The organism is Synechococcus sp. SynAce01 (assembly GCF_001885215.1).
Classification (GTDB): Bacteria; Cyanobacteriota; Cyanobacteriia; order PCC-6307; family Cyanobiaceae; genus Regnicoccus; species Regnicoccus frigidus.
Map to the genome: position 1 here is coordinate 454,365 of NZ_CP018091.1, position 16,718 is coordinate 471,082.

At 66.3% G+C, this 16,718-nt stretch carries 17 protein-coding genes; 9 read left to right on the forward strand and 8 right to left on the reverse strand.

The genetic code is table 11. From position 1 onward, the window contains the following. Nucleotides 1–45: 45 nt before the first annotated feature. On the forward strand, nt 46–858 hold the full coding sequence (locus BM449_RS02385; protein WP_233830986.1) for an alpha/beta fold hydrolase: 813 nt from the start codon (nt 46–48) through the stop codon (nt 856–858). 50 nt (nt 859–908) lie between these two features. Here the strand turns inward: BM449_RS02385 and BM449_RS02390 are convergent, their stop codons facing one another. Further along, nucleotides 909–1,091 (reverse strand): hypothetical protein, encoded by a 183-nt coding sequence (locus BM449_RS02390; RefSeq protein WP_071799922.1) that lies wholly within the window; start codon nt 1,089–1,091, stop codon nt 909–911. A 52-nt stretch (nt 1,092–1,143) separates the two neighbouring features. Between BM449_RS02390 and BM449_RS02395 the strand changes: the two genes are divergently transcribed. Next, nucleotides 1,144–1,800: an LmeA family phospholipid-binding protein gene (locus BM449_RS02395; protein ID WP_233830988.1), complete on the forward strand. Its 657-nt coding sequence runs from the start codon at nt 1,144–1,146 to the stop codon at nt 1,798–1,800. Between the two features lie 22 nt (nt 1,801–1,822). Here the strand turns inward: BM449_RS02395 and BM449_RS02400 are convergent, their stop codons facing one another. The 3 genes from BM449_RS02400 to BM449_RS02410 are packed head-to-tail and all read right to left on the reverse strand — an operon-like array spanning nt 1,823 to nt 4,782. Further along, nucleotides 1,823–2,707 carry a phosphatidate cytidylyltransferase gene (locus BM449_RS02400; protein WP_120352744.1) on the reverse strand — a complete coding sequence of 295 codons (885 nt, stop codon included), beginning with the start codon at nt 2,705–2,707 and terminating at the stop codon, nt 1,823–1,825. Next, a complete protein-coding gene (cbiT, locus tag BM449_RS02405; RefSeq protein WP_083544350.1) occupies nt 2,704–3,378 on the reverse strand; it encodes a precorrin-6Y C5,15-methyltransferase subunit CbiT in 675 nt (224 codons plus the stop codon). Before cbiT ends, BM449_RS02400 begins: the two co-directional genes overlap by 4 nt. A 12-nt stretch (nt 3,379–3,390) precedes the next feature. Then, the gene (locus BM449_RS02410; protein ID WP_071801881.1) at nt 3,391–4,782 is read right to left on the reverse strand and encodes an aminotransferase class I/II-fold pyridoxal phosphate-dependent enzyme; all 1,392 of its coding nucleotides are present in this window, start codon (nt 4,780–4,782) and stop codon (nt 3,391–3,393) included. 120 nt (nt 4,783–4,902) lie between these two features. On the opposite strand from BM449_RS02410, the gene BM449_RS02415 reads away from it, so the two are divergent. After that, nucleotides 4,903–6,552 (forward strand): AarF/ABC1/UbiB kinase family protein, encoded by a 1,650-nt coding sequence (locus tag BM449_RS02415; protein ID WP_071801882.1) that lies wholly within the window; start codon nt 4,903–4,905, stop codon nt 6,550–6,552. 143 nt (nt 6,553–6,695) lie between these two features. After that, the gene (locus tag BM449_RS02420) at nt 6,696–7,082 is read left to right on the forward strand and encodes a hypothetical protein (protein WP_233831218.1); all 387 of its coding nucleotides are present in this window, start codon (nt 6,696–6,698) and stop codon (nt 7,080–7,082) included. A gap of 5 nt (nt 7,083–7,087) precedes the next feature. Here BM449_RS02420 and BM449_RS02425 read toward each other — a convergent pair whose 3' ends face one another. Beyond that, complete coding sequence (locus BM449_RS02425) at nt 7,088–8,080, reverse strand: RpoD/SigA family RNA polymerase sigma factor (protein ID WP_071799925.1); 993 nt, start codon at nt 8,078–8,080, stop codon at nt 7,088–7,090. 152 nt (nt 8,081–8,232) lie between these two features. On the opposite strand from BM449_RS02425, the gene BM449_RS02430 reads away from it, so the two are divergent. Then, complete coding sequence (locus tag BM449_RS02430) at nt 8,233–8,964, forward strand: pseudouridine synthase (RefSeq protein ID WP_071799926.1); 732 nt, start codon at nt 8,233–8,235, stop codon at nt 8,962–8,964. 23 nt (nt 8,965–8,987) lie between these two features. Next, nucleotides 8,988–9,938, forward strand: a complete 951-nt coding sequence (locus tag BM449_RS02435) for a helix-turn-helix domain-containing protein (protein WP_071799927.1) — start codon at nt 8,988–8,990, stop codon at nt 9,936–9,938. On the opposite strand, the gene malQ is transcribed toward BM449_RS02435, so the two are convergent. Together malQ and BM449_RS02445 are read right to left on the reverse strand one after the other, a co-directional pair. Beyond that, nucleotides 9,863–11,440, reverse strand: coding sequence for a 4-alpha-glucanotransferase (gene malQ / locus BM449_RS02440; RefSeq protein ID WP_071799928.1), 1,578 nt, complete (start codon nt 11,438–11,440; stop codon nt 9,863–9,865). The two genes, BM449_RS02435 and malQ, sit on opposite strands and share 76 nt — an antisense overlap. Beyond that, nucleotides 11,437–12,597 carry a Coenzyme F420 hydrogenase/dehydrogenase, beta subunit C-terminal domain gene (locus BM449_RS02445; RefSeq protein WP_233830990.1) on the reverse strand — a complete coding sequence of 387 codons (1,161 nt, stop codon included), beginning with the start codon at nt 12,595–12,597 and terminating at the stop codon, nt 11,437–11,439. Before BM449_RS02445 ends, malQ begins: the two co-directional genes overlap by 4 nt. A gap of 153 nt (nt 12,598–12,750) precedes the next feature. Between BM449_RS02445 and BM449_RS02450 the strand changes: the two genes are divergently transcribed. Further along, nucleotides 12,751–13,746 (forward strand): LCP family protein, encoded by a 996-nt coding sequence (locus BM449_RS02450; protein WP_083544351.1) that lies wholly within the window; start codon nt 12,751–12,753, stop codon nt 13,744–13,746. A gap of 1 nt (nt 13,747) precedes the next feature. Here BM449_RS02450 and BM449_RS02455 read toward each other — a convergent pair whose 3' ends face one another. Then, nucleotides 13,748–14,311 carry a hypothetical protein gene (locus BM449_RS02455; protein WP_145536632.1) on the reverse strand — a complete coding sequence of 188 codons (564 nt, stop codon included), beginning with the start codon at nt 14,309–14,311 and terminating at the stop codon, nt 13,748–13,750. A 66-nt stretch (nt 14,312–14,377) separates the two neighbouring features. Here BM449_RS02455 and BM449_RS02460 point away from each other — a divergent pair, with 66 nt between their 5' ends. Continuing rightward, entirely contained in the window at nt 14,378–15,373 is a 996-nt protein-coding gene (locus BM449_RS02460; protein WP_071799930.1) for a ribose-phosphate pyrophosphokinase, read from the forward strand. A gap of 147 nt (nt 15,374–15,520) precedes the next feature. After that, nucleotides 15,521–16,705, forward strand: coding sequence for a family 10 glycosylhydrolase (locus BM449_RS02465; protein WP_071801885.1), 1,185 nt, complete (start codon nt 15,521–15,523; stop codon nt 16,703–16,705). Nucleotides 16,706–16,718: the final 13 nt, after the last annotated feature.

The following is a 16,718-nucleotide window of genomic DNA, read 5'->3' on the forward strand; positions in this document are numbered from 1 at the left end:
CCACTCCTGGGAGGCCGGGCACTGCTGGAGTGGGCAGCAACATCCTTGCAAGATCCCTTGGGACGGGAACTGGCTGCAGCCGTGCAGTGGTGGACGTTGCCTGGTTTGCCGGAACAATGGCCGGTAGCGGTGCTGGGCCAGGGAGAACCGCTGCTGCTCCTGCACGGCTTCGATAGCTCCTTGCTGGAGTTCAGGCGGCTGGCCCCGCTGTTGGCAGGCCGGGCCCAGTTGTTCATCCCCGACCTTTTTGGGTTCGGATTCAGCCCCCGTTGCCGCGATGGCCCCTATTCCCCAGCCGGGGTGCTAGCCCATCTTGATGCCATGTTGGGGGCTATCGCCGGCCTCGATGCCAGGCCTGTGGGTGTGATTGGCGCCTCCATGGGTGGTGCGGTGGCGGTCGAACTGGCCCGCCGCAGACCAGAGCGGATCCGGCGGCTGCTGTTGCTGGCGCCGGCGGGGCTCACCGGCCGCCCGAAGCCATTGCCCCCGCTGCTCGACGAACTCGGCGTGTGGTTTTTGAGCCGGCCTGCCGTGCGCCGCGGTCTCTGTCGCCAGGCTTTCGCGGACCCAGAAACCAGTGTGGGGCCGGCCGAAGCAGAGGTCGCCTCGCTGCATCTACGCACGCCAGGCTGGGCCGATTCGCTGCGACGCTTTGCCCGCAGCGGTGGTTTCGCCGGTTGCGGCAGCCCGCTGCCAGCGCAGCCGCTGCAGGTGCTTTGGGGAACCAACGACCGGATTCTGCGACCGCCGCTGAAGCGGGCAGCCATGGCCCTGCTGGGCGCGCGCGTGATGGAGCTCGAGGACTGCGGTCACCTTCCCCATCTGGATCAGCCCAATCAAGTGGCCGCCTCCTGGTGAACCAGAGGCGGCCATTGCCAAGAGGGGAGCAGGAACGCTCCTCCTGGTTCTCACCAGAGGCCGCGAATCGGCTCTAGCACCGGTGCGGGCTGGAAGATCGGCTCAGTAGCCGGTGTGAACTGCATGACTGCCTCACAGGCTGGATCGATGGCATGGGCGGGAAGCGAGAGAACGGTGCTGGCCGCTGAGAGGGCAGCGCCCGCCAGCAGAGCCCTGAGGGTGGAGGAATTCATGACAAGCCTGTGCTTACTGTTTCAGCGGAAACCACAACCATTCGCTGTCGGCATGGCCAGAGTTGACACGGCTGACCAACCCATGGAGCCCCGCAGCGGCCCGATCCTGCAACTCATCGCGGCCGGACTTCAAGTTTGGATCGGCAGCCAATGCGAAGCCGTGCAGAACCTGGAGCTGCAGCTCCATGGCACCGCCCTGCAATTGCTGCGCGGTCAATTGCAGGGGGTCAGCCTGAGCGGCCAACGGGTGGTGTACAGGGGTGTGGCGATTGAGTCGGTGCACCTGCGCAGCGAAGCCATCCAGGTGAAGGTGGCGGCCCTGATCAGGAGCAAGGCCGTTGAGCTCGACCATCCCTTCATCGTTCGTGGCCAGGTGTCCTTCAGTGCTGGTGGCCTGGTGGAAACCTTTCGCCACTCCCGCTGGCAGGCCTTGGGCGACAGCCTCGCCGAACAACTGCTGGGGATCACTCCGCTGGCCGATCTGCGCTTGACCGAGAACACTTTGATCTTCAGCGCGCACGCCACCGGCGAACACCCGGAGCTGGAAATTGAAACGCGCCCCTGTGCGCTGGATGGCAGCGTTGGCTTCGTCTGCCTCGATGGCACCTTGAAGCTGCGCCTGCCGATGGATCCCGCCATCCAGATCGAATCGGCCGGCGTGCAGGACGGCAGCCTGCAACTGCAGGGTGAGGCGCTGGTATCTCCTTGAACTCAGCTGAACAGATCCGAACTCAGCTGACCAGGGGCAACACCAGGGTCACGAAGTAGAACACCACCGCCGGAGTGAACAGATAGCTGTCGATGCGATCAAGGATGCCGCCATGGCCAGGAATGGCGTCTCCGGAATCCTTCACCCCGGCATCCCGCTTCATCATCGATTCGGTCAGATCACCCACCAAGGCGAACACCGAGACCAGAGCGCCGAGCAGGCCGCCGATCGCCCAGCCCCAGGGCCAGCCCAGCAGCACGCCACCGACGCCACCGACCAGCACACTCCAGGCCAGCCCACCGATGGCGCCCTCAATCGTCTTCCCGGGCGAAATCGGCGAGAGGGGATGGCGGCCGAGACGGCGGCCAATCACATAGGAGCCGATGTCAGTGGCGACCACCAGCAGGCAGGCCAGCAGGGTGAGTGCCATGCCTGAGCTGGCCGGCCCGCCGAGCTCTGCCAGTCGGGGGGCCAGCAAGCCGTCGCTGAGGTCACGCAGCCGCAACCAATGGCTGGGAAGAAAGCCCAGATAGAACAGCCCGAAGATTGAGGCGGCAATATCGGCGATGGTGCCGGTGACGGGCTGCAGCAGTAACCAGGCACAGATTGCCGCCCCTGACACCGGCACGACCGCAGCGGCCAGGTCGGCGGCCATGCCACCACCGCTGCCCCACTGGGTGGCGATCAGCAGCAACTGGCAAACCACCAGGGTGGTTTTGGTCGCAGGGCGGATGCCTTTGAACTGGGCCAGGCGGAAGAACTCCAGCAAGGCCAGGTGCACGATCACGCCCACCGCCAGGGCAAACCACCAGCCGCCCAGGCCCACCACCACCAGGCCGAAGCCCCCGGCGGCAAGACCGCTGACCACCCGGGACAGCGAGGTGGGAGAACGACGGGCCTGCTTCACCCGTGACGCTCGGCCGCGATCAGAAACAGGGGCTCAGCAGCCGCCAACCTGGCCTGGCTGCCGCGACGCTGCATGCGATGGACCGTGGCCTGAACCACCTGCACATCCAGCGCCTCAAGCTGACCCAGCGTGTCGGTGGCATCCACCAGCCCCTCAAGGTTGGCCGTACTGATCACGAGCCGGCCGCCAGGCTGAAGGGCGCGCCAGACAACATGGAGCACGGCCGAAAGCGGGCGCCCCACTTCCAGCAGCACCCGATCCGGATGGGGGGGCAGCAGATGGAGGTCGTCGGGGGCCTGGCCTGCCTGAATATGGAGATTCTCGATCGCAAAGCGCCGACGGTTGCGCTGCAGCAAGTCGATCGCCTCAGGGTCCCGCTCCAGGGTGTGAACCGTGCCGGCAGGCATCAACCGTGCGATCTCCAGGGCCAGGGCTCCGGTGCCGCCGCCCACATCCCAGACCACTGAGTCGGCCCGGGGACGCAGATGCGCCAGCAGCATCACCCGCAACTCCATGGGAGTGGGACTGAAGCCCGGGGCGTCCTCGAAGGCGGCATCAGGTAGGCCTGGGGTCACAAAATCCCAGGCAAAGCAAGCTCCAGAGCCAGCACCTGCAGCACCACTTGAACCGGGTGAGGATCCGAATCGATTCGCCAGGCCTCCAGCGCCCATGGCCAGCGCCCTTCAGACCACAACCTTCACGCTATCAGCGATCTGACCCGGCCAGAGCCGTCGCTGCTCCTGGAGCCACTCAGCCCGCCCCTGATCGATCCGCTCTCCGGGGATGAGCAGGGGAATGCCCGGCGGATAGGGACACAGGGGTTCGGCCGCCAGCCGGCCCACTGCTTGGGCCAGGGGTACGGCCTCGCTGTCAGAACGCCAGGCCAGGCCAACGGGCAGCTCCGGCTCGGCCACCAGCGGCAACGGCGGCGGCAGAAAGGCCGGCAGCGGCACACCGCCCAGGCACGCGGCCAACCGGCTGAGCTGACGGGGCAAGCGCCGACTCAACAGCGGCGGTGGCACCTGCCCCAGACAGAAGGTGAGACAGCCAGGTTCGGGCAGCTCGGCGATCACCCCACGCTCGCTCAACCAGTCGTCGGCCACCAGGCCGTTGACGCCCAAGGCGGCCGTGTTCAGCACCAGACGGAGCGGATCCTGATTGGCGACGACCGGCAGGCCAGCTGTCTCCAGCCGTTCGCGCAACCGCGCTGCGATGCCAAGGGCGCGCTGCAACTGAAGCGCGCCGCGCGGACTGTGAAGCTGGCAGAGGGCCGCCTCCACGGAGGCGAGCAACAGGGCACTGGGGCTGGAGGTCTGCAGCCAGAGCAAGCCACGCCACAGCGCTTCGGGCTCGACCCGTTGCCCCTGCAGCAGCACCACCGCGCTCTGGCCCAGACCGCCGGCGGCCTTGTGCAACGACTGCACAACCACGTCCGCCCCTGCCGCCAAGGCCGGGACCGGCAACAGCTTCGCTGGCAACCCCGCAGCGCCGAAATGGGCCCCGTGGGCCTCATCGACCAGCACCGGCAAGCTCCGGCGGTGGGCCAGGGCGATGCAACCCGCCAGGTCTCCGGCCAACCCCTGATAGGTGGGATGGACAAGCACGACGGCCGCCAGTGAACCGGCCTGCTCCAGCACCCGCTCCAGCCAGGCCGGCGTCGGTGGTTGCCACAAACCGGTGGCGGGATCGAAAGGCAGGTCGAACAGCACCGGCCGGAGCTGGGCAAGAACGCAGCCGTGCAACAGGCTGCGGTGAAGGTTGCGGGGCAGCAACACCCGGCTGCCGGGGGGGGCCAGGGCCAGCAGGGCCGCCTGAAGCAGGCCGCTGGAGCCATTCACACCGAACCAGCAATGGTCAGCGCCGCAGAGGCCAGCGGCATCGGCCTGGGCCAGCGCCACCGCCCCCTCGGCCTCCAGGGGTCCGCCGATCGAGGACAGTTCGGGTAGATCCCAGCGGGCCGGCGAAGCGGCCAGCAGCCGGCGGAGACCCGGTGCCAACCCCCGGCCACGCCCATGGGCCGGCAAATGCAGCGGCAGGGTGGGGCCCGGGCCAAGAAGGGCCTGCAGCAGGCGCATGGTCACCGCCGAAGTCTCCTTAGAGTTTGTTCTGTTGAGCCTGCCCGTTCAGGAGCTCCTGCCATCGTCACCCGCGCTCCGGCCCCCTTGGCACCCCCGTTCACGACCGATCGGGACCCAATTTTCTCCTACGACCCCCGGGCCGACCGTCGTTGGCTGCTGTTGCGGCCCTGGATTCTGATCGCCCGGCTGGTGGTGGTGCTCTGGCAATTGCTGGGCCTGGCCGTGGTGCTGGCGGTTCAGGGAACCAGCCAAGACGCCAAGGTTCAGCAACAGGTGGGGAAACGCATCCTCACCACCCTCACCGACCTGGGGCCCTGCTTCATCAAGCTGGGCCAGGCCCTCTCCACCCGCCCCGACCTGGTGCAGCGCGCCTGGCTCGAGCAGCTCAGCCAGCTCCAGGACAACCTCCCGCCCTTCCCCCATGCGATCGCCCTGGCGGTCATTGAGGAGGAGCTCGGCGCACCGGCCGACCAGCTCTTCGAGCATTTCCCCGCCTATCCGATTGCAGCGGCCAGCCTCGGCCAGGTCTACAAAGCGGAGCTGACAGGCGGACACTGGGTGGCCGTCAAGGTGCTGCGTCCGAACCTGGCCTATCTGCTGCGCCGGGATCTGGTGTTGATCCGGCTGCTCGCGGTGCTCAGCGCGCCATTCCTGCCCCTGAACCTGGGGGTGGGCCTCGGCGACATCATCGATGAGTTCGGCCGAAGCCTTTTTGAGGAGATTGACTACCGCCGCGAAGCTGACAATGCCGAACGCTTTGCGGCCCTGTTCGCCACCAACCCAGCCGTCACGGTGCCAAAGGTGGAGCGGCTGCTCTCCAGTCGCCGGGTACTCACCACCAGCTGGATCCATGGCATCAAGCTGCAGGATCGCCACGAACTGGAGTCCCATCACCTTGAGCCCGAAGCCCTGATCCGCACCGGCGTGATGGCGGGGATGCAGCAGCTGCTGGAGTTCGGCTATTTCCACGCCGACCCCCACCCCGGCAACCTCTTCGCCCTGCCTGGCAAAACCGGTCCGATGGGCCATGTGGCCTACGTCGATTTCGGCATGATGGATTCGATCAACGATGCCGATCGCCTCACCCTGACGGCGGCGGTCGTTCATCTGATCAACCGGGATTTCCTTGCCCTGGCCGGCGATTTTCAGACCCTCGGCTTTCTGCGCCGCAACGCCGACCTCACCCCGATCGTGCCGGCCCTGGAAACGGTGCTCGGCGGCCAGCTGGGTGAAAACGTCGGTTCGTTCAACTTCAAGGCGATCACCGATCGTTTCTCCGAGTTGATGTTCGATTACCCCTTCCGGGTACCGGCGCGCTTTGCCCTGATCATCCGGGCCGTGGTCAGCCAGGAGGGCCTGGCTCTGCGGCTTGATCCCAGCTTCCGAATCATCCGGGTGGCCTATCCCTACGTGGCCCGCCGGCTGCTGGCAGGGGACACCGCCGAGCTGCGCGAAAAGCTGCTGGAGGTGCTCTTCGACAACCAGGGGCGCCTGCAACTGCAGCGGCTCGAAAGCCTCCTGGCCGTGGTCGAACAGGATGAGGCCAACGCCGACCTGCTGCCGGTGGTCGGAGCCGGACTGCGCCTGCTGCTGGGTCCCCGTGGCGACAGCCTGCGCCAACGGCTGCTGCTGATGCTGGTACGCGACAACCGCTTGCACACCGACGATCTCAAAGCGCTGCTCGATCTGTTGCGTCGCACGTTTTCCCCGCTCAAGCTGGCGGGCGGAATGCTGCAACGGCTCAACCCCCTGGCCCCGGCAGCCTGAGCAGCAGGGACAACGGCAGGGGATCGCTAGGGTCGCTATCCGATCCCATGCCTGCTTTCACCGTGATCTCCGAGCCGATCGATCTGAGCGAAGCCACCGCGCTCGCCTCCGGTGGGGGCTTCACTGATCTCGACGCCCAGGAGATGCTGTTGCAGTACGTGCCGATCGGCCAACCGCCTTTTTTCCTCGCCGGCGTGGGCCTCGTGATCAGCCTGCTCTGCGGCCTCACCTTTTCCAAGCTGGTGCAGAACCGGCTGGATGGCTGGAAACAGGATCGCCTGGCGCTGTTGCCCCTGGGCACGGCCGAAACGGTGGCCTCCTACACGGGAATCATCCTTGGAGTCAGCCTGTTCATTGGCGGCAGCTTGCAGGTGTTCGGCTTCGGTGGCGGCACCGCCCTTCTGGTGGCCTTCCTGCTGTCGTTGCTCACCGCCGGTGGCCTCTGGATCCAGCTGGAGCGTCTGATGGGCCAGGTGCAGGACGGCAGTTTCAAGGCCGTGGACTTCGACAACTTCGACCAGTTTTTCTGAGGCGATCAGGCCACCAGATAGCCCTCCAGGCGACGGGACTGGGAGCGGATGCCTTCGAGGGCGCGGCGCTCCAGGTTACGGGTCTTGTCGCGGCTCATGCCCAGCTCCCGGGCGATTGAGGTGAGGCTCATCGGCTCTGCGACGTCCATGCCATAGCGCATCTTCAGCACATCGCGCTGCAGCTCCGGCAGTTGCTCCAGCAGCGCCCGCATGTCACCGCGCAGGCACTCGTTATCGACGTTTTCCTCGGGCAGGGTGCCATCGCCCTGCAGCAGGTCGAGCAACTCGGTGTCCTCGCCGTCGCCCACCTTGGTTTCCAGGCTCACCGGTTGCCGCGCCCGGCAGAGAAGGTCCTTCACTTCCTCTTCCGGCAGCTCCACCGCCACCGCCAGCTCGCTCAGGCTCGGGGTACGCCCCAGTTCCTGGCTCAGCTCACGCTGACCTTTCTTGAGCTTGTTGAGCGTTTCGGTGATGTGGATCGGCAGCCGGATCGTGCGGCTCTTCTCGGCAATCGCCCGGGTGATCCCCTGGCGAATCCACCAGTAGGCGTAGGTGGAGAACTTGTAGCCGCGGGTGGGGTCGAACTTCTCAACGCCGCGCACCAGACCGATCGTGCCCTCCTGGATCAGGTCGAGCAGCTCCATGTTCCGCTTGGTGTATTTCTTCGCCACGCTCACCACCAGGCGCAGGTTGGCGGCCACCATCCGCTCCTTGGCGCGGCGCCCGCAGGCCAGCTTGCGCTTGAGCACGGGCTGGCTCAGGCCCAGGGCCTGGGCCCACTGCGCCTGGCTGGGGGCCTGGCCTCCGGCACGCATCTTCAGCTCAATCTCCACCTCTTCAAGGCGTATCAGATCTTGAACCTGGCGGCCGAGGGTGATCTCCTGCTCATGGCTGAGCAGGGGCACCCGGCCGATGTCGCGCAGGTAGGAGCGCACCAGGTCGGCGCTGGGAATGATCGCCGTGGAGGAATCGGCTGCGGCCATGGAAGAAGAAGGCATCGGGCCGGTACGCGAGTTAGGAAACCCTTGTATTTCGTAATTTACCATCTCCGCACGCAATGCTCTGCAGCGCTTCCCCTGCTGTCTCCACTGCCGCTGCTCCTGGCTCCGGCAGACTGGCTCTCCTGGCGCAAGCAATCCGGGCAACAGCGATGGCAGCGGAACGGGAACGGATTCAGAAGCTGCTGGCCGGCGCCGGACTCTGCTCCAGACGACATGCCGAGCAGCTGATGCGCGAGGGGCGGGTCCGGGTCAACGGCGTTGTGGCCCAGCTAGGCGATCGGGCCGATTCCCGCCTCGATCGCGTCGAAGTCGACAACCAACCGCTGCCCAATCCGGCTGGCAGCCTCACCGTTCTGCTCAACAAGCCCGCCGGGGTGTTGTGCAGCTGCCATGACCCCGAAGGCCGCACAACCGTTCTGGACCTGCTGCCCAGGGAACTGACAGAGCAGACCGGACTCCACCCGATCGGGCGGCTTGATGCCCACAGCCGCGGCGCCCTGCTGCTCACCAATGACGGAGCGCTCACACTCCAGCTCAGCCATCCCCGTTATTCCCACAGCAAGACCTACCACCTCTGCCTGCGTGGCCATCCGGACCGGGCCTGCCTGGATCGTTGGCGCCAAGGGGTCCCCATTGATGGCCAGCCGTCGCGACCCGTCGCGGTTCGTGTCTTGAACAACCCCGGCAACAGCAGCGACCACACCTGGCTGGAGCTGCGGATGCGCGAAGGTCGCAACCGCCAGATTCGGCGCACGGCGGCCCTGTTGGGTTTTCCAGTCCTGGACCTGCAGCGAGTGGCGATCGGGGCCCTGACACTGGGAGATCTGCCCGAAGGCCGTTGGCGGCACCTTTCCGGCCAAGAATGGCTGGATCACGGCTGACCCTCGCCTTCCCATCCGCTTCCATGGCCCCCTCCTGGTTCGTTTCCTCATTCCCTGGCCCCCTTGGGCGCTGGCTGCGGCGGGCTCAGCCGGTGGCGGCGGCGGCGGCAGAACCCCCAGCCGATCCCTTGCTGACGGTGGGTCTGATGCTGCGGCGGCATCGGGAAGCGCGGGGCCTGAGCCTGCGCCAATTGGCCAACGAGACCCGGATCAGCACGCCGGTGCTGGAGGCTCTGGAGCGGGGTTGGCGGGAGCGACTGCCGGAAACGGCTTACCTGCGCACGATGCTGCCCCTGCTGGAACAGCACCTGGCCATGCCGGCAGGTTCCATGGCGAACGCCCTGCCGCAACAAGCGCCTCCAGTCCACGACGGCTGGGATTCCAGCCGGCAGCCCTTCCTCTCCCGATTCACGCCGGGCTCCATCGATGTCTTCACCACCTGGCAGGGGTCGGTGCTCTATGCCCTGATCAGTCTCGGTCTTCTCTACGGGCTGAACATCCAGCAACAACGGCTTGCGGCGGCCAACCAACTGACCCTGCGGCCGGTGTCGCCCCTGCCGCTGGCCATGCAGGACGGCCCGGCTGAGGCCAATGACGAGCTGCTCAAGGCCTATCCGGAACTGCGGCCGCTGCGGCTGGCCGAACGGGGCGTGGCGATGCAACGGCTGCGGGGGTTGGAGAGCGGCAACGCCATGCCATCGGCGGGGGTGCTGCGGCTGCAGCTGGCCGAACCGACCAGGATCGACCTGAGCAGTGAAAGCGGCGAGCGCACGCAATTGCAGGCGGCCCGAGGCGAACTGGTGCTGCAGATGCAGCCGCCGATCCAGCTGCAGCTCAACCCCGCTCCCAGTCGACCGGCCGTGTTCTGGGATGGTCAGGCAGTTAAGGCCGAGGCGACTCAGCCGGGCCGCTTCCGCATTCCTCCGGCGGCTGAGACAGCGGTGCCGTCCCCGGCTGCGGGCTCACGGCCGTAGCGACGGGCCAGTTCGCCGAGACCCTGCAAGGGTCCGCGCAGCGCATCGATGGGCTGCTCCAGCCGCCAACACCAGTTGCCCGTGCTGGTGCCAGGCGTGTTGAAGCGGGCGCGGTCATCGAGGTGGAGCAAATCCTGGAGGGGAACAATGGCCAGTTCGGCGGAAGAGCCCAGCGCCAGTTCCAGCAACTGCCAGCCGGGCGCGTCGATGTGCTGGCCGATCAACTCGCCGACCTGGTGACGCCGGTCCTCGCTGAGGTCCTGCCACCAGCTCAGGCAGGTGGCGTTGTCGTGGGTGCCGGTATAAACCACCCAGCGATCACCCCGATAGTTGGCAGGGAGATAGGCGTTGTCGGCGTTGCCGTCGAAGGCGAACTGGAGGATCTTCATGCCTGGCAGGGCAAAGCGATCGCGCAACGCCTCCACCTCCGGCGTGATCACGCCCAGGTCTTCGGCGATCAGGCGCAGGGGTCCATCGCCAGGCCCCAGCAGGCTGCCCAACAGGGCATGGCCAGGAGAACGTCTCCACCGGCCCGCCTGGGCCGTGGTCGCGTCGCCGGGCACGTCCCAGTAGGCCTCAAGGGCGCGGAAATGGTCGAGGCGCAGCAGATCAAAGAGCTGGAGTTGGCGCGCCAGGCGCCGTCTCCACCAGCGAAAGCCGCCCAGCCGATGCCGCCACCAGCGATACACCGGCGTGCCCCAGAGCTGGCCGCTGTCGGAGAAGTAGTCGGGTGGAACACCGCTTTGGCTGAACAGCGAGCCATCAGAACGCAGCGAAAACAGCTGACGATTCGCCCAGACATCGGCACTGTCATGGGCCACGTAGAAGGGCAGATCGCCGATCAGTTGCACGCCCAAAGCGCCGGCATGGTCAGCGAGTCGTTGCCACTGGCGTTGCAGGTGCCATTGCAGCAGCGCTTCTTGAAGCAAGGCGTCAGCCTCCTGCCGATCGAGCTGCCGCAAAGCGGAGCGCCCATGGCGGGCCAGGGGTTTGGGCCAGAGCCACCAGGGCTGCTGGCCATGGCGATCGCGCAGCACCATGAAGCGACAATGATCCTGCAGCCAGCCGGCCTGCTGGTCGCTCCAGTTTTGGAAGGCACGGAGCTGCTCGGCCGGTTGGCCGCTCCAGCGCCGCAGCAACAACCGCCCGAAGGCCGCAGCCCTCAGCGGGCAGGCGTTGAGGTCCAGCTGGTCGTCGCGGCTGGCCGGCAGTTCCTTCAGATCGTCAGCAGCCAGGAACCCCCCAGCCACCAACTCCGAGCCATCAAGCAACCAGGGGTTGAGGGCGAAGCCACTGGGAGAGCTGTAGGGAGAGCCGGTGCCATCGGTGGGGGCCAGGGGCAGCAACTGCCAGGCCCCGATGCCCTGCTCGGCCAGCAACTCCAGCCATTCCAGGGCCGCCGCCCCGAAACTGCCACTGCCAGACGTGCCGGGCAAGGCGGTGGGATGGAGCAGGACGCCGCAGCGCCGCGCGGCCTGCTTCTCAGATGCTGTCTTGCTCACGCGCTGGGAAGGCGGTAGCGGCTGATGATTTTCTTGGCGAAGGCCGGTATGTGCTGATCCGCCTTCTCCGGGTGGTTGCGGCGCACCCAAAGCGCGTTGCGGGTGAAATGGGAGTCGATCGAGAAGCGACCGTATTCCAGACCTTTGGGACCCACCCGCTGCACCAGCCAGCCCACCACCTCAGCCAGCCAGCCGGGCAGCTTCACCGCCTTGTCATAGGCGCCGATGCCCTGTTGCACGGCGGCGCGCCGATCACCGCTGCTGGTCACCGGCGCAAGCTCCAGTTCAGGCTCGACCAGATCCAGCAGCAGCTGGCCGAGCGGGTTGCGTACCACCAGCCATTGGCGGCCGAAAGTGGCACCCATGTACCCCACGACCAGATCGGCTCCGGCATTGACGTAATCGAAACAGCTCAGGCAACTGGGCGCGAAAACATCCTTGAGATGGGGCGTGTCGAGGCCGAAGAACGGCACCGTTTCCTGGCGGCCATCGCTATGGCGGAAATGAATGCGGAAGTCCTGCATGAACTCGTAGTGCACCACGGTGGCCGGCGAGCTGCTGGCGCTCTCCAGAAAGGTCTGCAGGCCAGCGCGGCTGACATTGTCAACACAGGGCATGCCGAGCACGTAGAGCTGCTCGAGTGGGAGGGTGTCCTGGACGGCTCGCAGGGCCTGGATCTGGCAGCCCACGCCGATCGCCAGCAGCCTGCGAATGCCGCTTCCCGGCAGTTGCTCCAGCACCTCAAGGTTGGGGGAGAGGGTGGGCTTGTTCACCCGTGCCGCCAGAACCTCTTCCGGGGTGCGGGCCAGCACCGGCACCGGCGTGAAGCGATCGTCCGGGCTCTGCTGCACGCAGAGCACCGCATCCACCAGCCCGCTTTCCAGCGCCCGCACCCCGATCCGGCTGACGATGCCTGTCCACTGGGCACCGGCGATCGGTGGACCCAGCCTGGCGCTGACCATGCGCTGGTGAACCCCGAAATACAGCTCGTCTTCGTTGTTGAGGTCACGGCTGCGGCCATGGGCTTTCTCCTCGAGACGCTCGAACTGCTGGTTGAGGAAGGCACAGGCGTTACGGACATACGCCACCCAGCGGCTGTCGCAAAGGCCGCAGTCACTGCAGAGATCCTTGGCTGGCTTGGGGCTCCCCTTGGCCAATGGCCTGGCCCGTTCGTGGGGGGGGAGAGAGGCTGTCGTCAAAGTCAAATCCTGCCGTTGAGCGGCATAGGAGCTCACAACCTATCGGTCGTTCGGGCTGGCCTGCACGGGCTGGGCGAGAGTGGGACAAATCGATCCAGGGAACCGACGCCCATGGCCGGCGGCCAGAGAAGCACAATCAGCTCCAGCCTGAGCAAGGCAGGTCAAGAGCTTGGGAACCGAGCTCGCAAGGCGCCGAGGCGCACGTATCTACTGGTCCTGGCCACAGCGACTCTGGGCCTGGCAGGCGGCATCGGCGCGCTCAATCTGGTTTGGGCCCAAGCCGATCCTGAGCGAACCGGCGCCCACCAGGCAGGAGAGCGCGCCAGGCTGAGCCCTCCGCCCACTCGCCCGATCACGGTGCTGTTGATCGGCAGCGACGCCGATCTGCTCGGGCAGGCCAGGAATGGCGCCGCCCCTTCAGGGCCCGCCAACAGCGACGCCTTGCTGCTGGCACGGGTGGATCCCGCCGGGGCCCTGCGGCTGCTGATCCTTCCCGCCGACCTGGCCGTTCAGCTACCAGGCGAGAAGCCCCCGCAGTCGCTCGGTTCGTTGTATCGAGAGGGCGGGCCAGCCCTGGCCAGCAGCTCCGTGGCAGCCCTGCTGGGGCTGGAATCCGGTCAACCCCAGCGCTATGTGGTGGTGCCCCGGGCCGCCCTGCGCAGCCTGGTTGATGGGCTGGGCGGCGTGGAGATGAATCTGGAGCAACCGTTGCGCTCCACCGACAAGACCCAGAATTTCGAGGTGGATCTGCAGGCCGGCCTGCAGAATTTCAGGGGCAATCAGGTGGAGCAGATGGTTCGCTTCCTGGAACCATCCCTGGGCGAACAGGGTCGCCGGATCCGCCAGCAGCTGGTGCTTGAAGGCCTCTTCCAACAGCTGTCCCGCCCTGAACAGGGATCTCGGCTGCCAGAGCTGCTGACCCAACTGGCTCCGCAGGTCGACACCAACCTCTCCACCGGTGAAGCCCTCAGCCTGCTCAGTGCGGCAACGGCCAATCCCAAACAGATCCGCTTTGACCAACTGCCACTGGCGCGGCCCAGCAAGGCCGACCAACCCTTGCGGCAGCTCCAGAAGAGTGCGGCCGTGCCGCTCTGGCCCAAGGGCTGATTCAAGCCAGCGCCAAGCGCTGCCAGCCCAGCTGCAGGGCTGCGGCCAAGGCCAGCTCCTCGGCGTCTTGGTCGGAGCCGGAAGCAGGGTTCTCCTCTCCAACCATGCCAAGCCAGGCCAGACCTTCGCGGCGGCGCATTGGCCCCTCCCAGGGGCCGCCCCACTGAATCAGGCCCACCAGGGGCACCCCGCAGGCATGGAGAAGCGCGCTGTAGGCCGCCGGGATGCCACCGCCGGCAGCGGCTGCGGTGATCAGAAGCAGCGTGGGTTGCCGCCATGAACCCAGGGAATCGGCCCAGCGGCCATCCGGCTCGATCCACTGCCCCGGATCCAGCGGCAACGGCGCCAGCCAGGGGCCATGGCGCTCAGCCAAGGAGGCCAGACGAGCCGTGGCTGTGGCCTGAGCCTGGGCGGGCCAGCCGGCCAGCGGCAAGGCCAGCAGGTCCGCCAGGCGGCTGGCCGCCTTCAGGGTGGTCGCGGCGTCACAGCCAGCACCGACCAGCATCAGGCGTTGCTCGGTGCGGATTGGCCCAGGCTGGACTGTTACGGCCCCTGTCTTTGCCATTTTTTGCAGTTCTAACGGCGACAGGCTTCTACCATCGGGACTAAGCCATGCGTCATCGCCGCCGCCGTGAGCAGTTTCTTGACCGCTGAGCAGGTGAAGCAGGGCGCGACAGCCCACGACACCAGGCGGCTGAGGCTGTTCAGTGGAACATCCAATCCAGGATTGGCCCAGGAAATCGGCGCCTACCTGGGAGTTCCGGATGGCCCGAGGGTGATCAAACGCTTCGCCGATGGCGAACTTTATATCCAGATCCAGGAATCGATTCGCGGTTGTGATGTCTTCCTGATCCAGCCCACCTGCGCTCCGGTGAACGATCACCTGATGGAGCTGCTGATCATGGTGGACGCCTGCCGCCGCGCCTCCGCCCGCCAGATCACCGCCGTGATCCCCTATTACGGCTATGCCCGCGCCGACCGCAAAACCGCTGGCCGCGAATCGATCACCGCCAAATTGGTGGCCAATCTGCTGGTGACCTCGGGGGTGGACCGGGTGCTGGCCATGGACCTGCATTCCTCCCAGATCCAGGGCTATTTCGATATTCCCTGTGATCACATCTACGGATCACCGGTGCTGGTGGATTATCTCTCCGCCCGTGATCTCGGTGAGGTGGTGGTGGTCTCCCCTGATGTCGGTGGCGTCGCCAGAGCCCGGGCCTTCGCCAAGCGCATGCACGATGCGCCACTGGCGATCATCGACAAACGACGCTCCGGTCACAACGTGGCCGAGAGCCTGACCGTGATCGGTGATGTGGCTGGCAAAACCGCAATTTTGATCGACGACATGATCGACACCGGCGGCACGATCGCCCAGGGGGGCCAGTTGTTGCGGGAACGGGGGGCCCACAGGGTGCTGGCCTGCGCCACCCACCCCGTGTTTTCACCGCCGGCCATTCAGCGTCTCTCCGAACCGGGCCTGTTCGAAGAAGTGTTGGTCACCAACAGCATCCCGATTGCCCCCGAGTGCAGCTTCCCCCAGCTCCAGGTCTTGTCGGTGGCCAAGATGCTGGGTGAAGCGATCTGGCGCATCCATGAGGAGAGCTCGGTGAGCTCGATGTTCCGCTAAGGCCAAGGCCGGAACTTTGGTGGCCACCACCACTGGCAGGGGCTGGTCCGAGCCGATACTCTCCGCCCTGGTGCCACAGCTTTCACCATCGCTCCGATCCTTCCCGCAGAGCCCGAGAACCCCGCCCCAAAGGCGGAGCCCATGCCGATGGCCATGCCCCTGAGGGTTCGACTCAAGGGCTCCCTGCCGGCCCTGCTCACCACCCTGCTCACCGCAGGATTACAGGGCATTGGCGCCCTGCCGGCCCTGGCGGCCAGCCCCCGGGTGGGCGTCTGGCTCACCAACAGCCCCAGCCCCCTCTACTACGACCGCCGCCGACTGGAGAAGGCCGTCGACGAACTGGCCGCCACCGGGATCAACACCCTCTATCCGAATGTCTGGAGCCGGGGAGCGACGTTCCACCGCAGCCGCTTTGCACCGATCGAGCCGGCCCTGCTCAAGGCCGATGCCTCGTTAGACCCGATCTGTCACCTCACCAGCGCGGCCCATCGCCGGGGCATGAAGGTGATCCCCTGGTTCGAATATGGCCTGATGGAGCCGGCCGATGCCGAGGTGGTGCGCCGTCACCCGGAATGGCTGCTGCGCCGCAGCGACGGCAGCACCCTGTACGCCATGCATGGGGCCAACCTCAAAACCTCGCCGCTCAAGGATCTGCGGGTCTGGTTGAACCCCGCCCACCCTGGGGTGCGGGCCCGGTTCATCGGCCTGATCGGCGAAATCGTGCAGCGATGCAACGTGGATGGCATCCAGCTCGATGACCACTTCGCCTGGCCGGTGGAACTCGGCTACGACACCTACACCAGCGCCCTGTTCCGCAAAGACACCGGCCGTGAACCGCCGAGTGATTACAACAACAGAGAATGGATGACCTGGCGCCGCCAGCAGCTCACAGGCCTGCTGCGGGAACTGCGCCGTGAGATGAAGCGCTCCCACAGCGGCTCTGTGGTCAGCCTTTCGCCCGGGCCCTTCCGCTTCTCCTATAACCACTGGCTGCAGGACTGGGAGATCTGGGCCCTGGGCAACCTGGTGGATGAACTGGTGGTTCAGAACTACGCCTATTCGGTGAATGGGTTCGCCAAAGACCTCGACCAATCGGCCTTAGTCAAGGCCCGCCGCTGGGGCATGCCGGTCCAGATCGGCATCCTGGCCGGCTTCGGCAAGCGCACCACGCCGATGCCTGCTCTGAACCAGAAGGTGAAGCTGGCGGCCGGCAAAGGAATGGGAGTGATCTACTTCTATTGGGAAGGCCTGTGGGGGGTCCACGCCGGCCCCGAAGGTGCGGCCGCCCGCAAAGCCGGCTTCCGCAAGCTGCACTCCAGCGCCTTCCCCTAGATCAGGATTTACG

What these genes read in the sequence shown, in the direction of transcription:
- BM449_RS02410 (WP_071801881.1), bottom strand. Translation starts at nt 4,782, where the DNA reads ATGCGCCTGCTGCAGGCCCTTCTTGGCCCGGGCCCCACCCTGCCGCTG.
- BM449_RS02435 (WP_071799927.1), top strand. Translation starts at nt 8,988, where the DNA reads ATGGCCCCCTCCTGGTTCGTTTCCTCATTCCCTGGCCCCCTTGGGCGC.
- cbiT (WP_083544350.1), bottom strand. Translation starts at nt 3,378, where the DNA reads ATGGGCGCTGGAGGCCTGGCGAATCGATTCGGATCCTCACCCGGTTCA.
- BM449_RS02455 (WP_145536632.1), bottom strand. Translation starts at nt 14,311, where the DNA reads ATGGCAAAGACAGGGGCCGTAACAGTCCAGCCTGGGCCAATCCGCACC.
- BM449_RS02420 (WP_233831218.1), top strand. Translation starts at nt 6,696, where the DNA reads ATGCTGTTGCAGTACGTGCCGATCGGCCAACCGCCTTTTTTCCTCGCC.
- BM449_RS02430 (WP_071799926.1), top strand. Translation starts at nt 8,233, where the DNA reads ATGGCAGCGGAACGGGAACGGATTCAGAAGCTGCTGGCCGGCGCCGGA.
- BM449_RS02465 (WP_071801885.1), top strand. Translation starts at nt 15,521, where the DNA reads ATGGCCATGCCCCTGAGGGTTCGACTCAAGGGCTCCCTGCCGGCCCTG.
- BM449_RS02450 (WP_083544351.1), top strand. Translation starts at nt 12,751, where the DNA reads ATGGCCGGCGGCCAGAGAAGCACAATCAGCTCCAGCCTGAGCAAGGCA.
- BM449_RS02390 (WP_071799922.1), bottom strand. Translation starts at nt 1,091, where the DNA reads ATGAATTCCTCCACCCTCAGGGCTCTGCTGGCGGGCGCTGCCCTCTCA.
- BM449_RS02425 (WP_071799925.1), bottom strand. Translation starts at nt 8,080, where the DNA reads ATGCCTTCTTCTTCCATGGCCGCAGCCGATTCCTCCACGGCGATCATT.
- BM449_RS02395 (WP_233830988.1), top strand. Translation starts at nt 1,144, where the DNA reads ATGGCCAGAGTTGACACGGCTGACCAACCCATGGAGCCCCGCAGCGGC.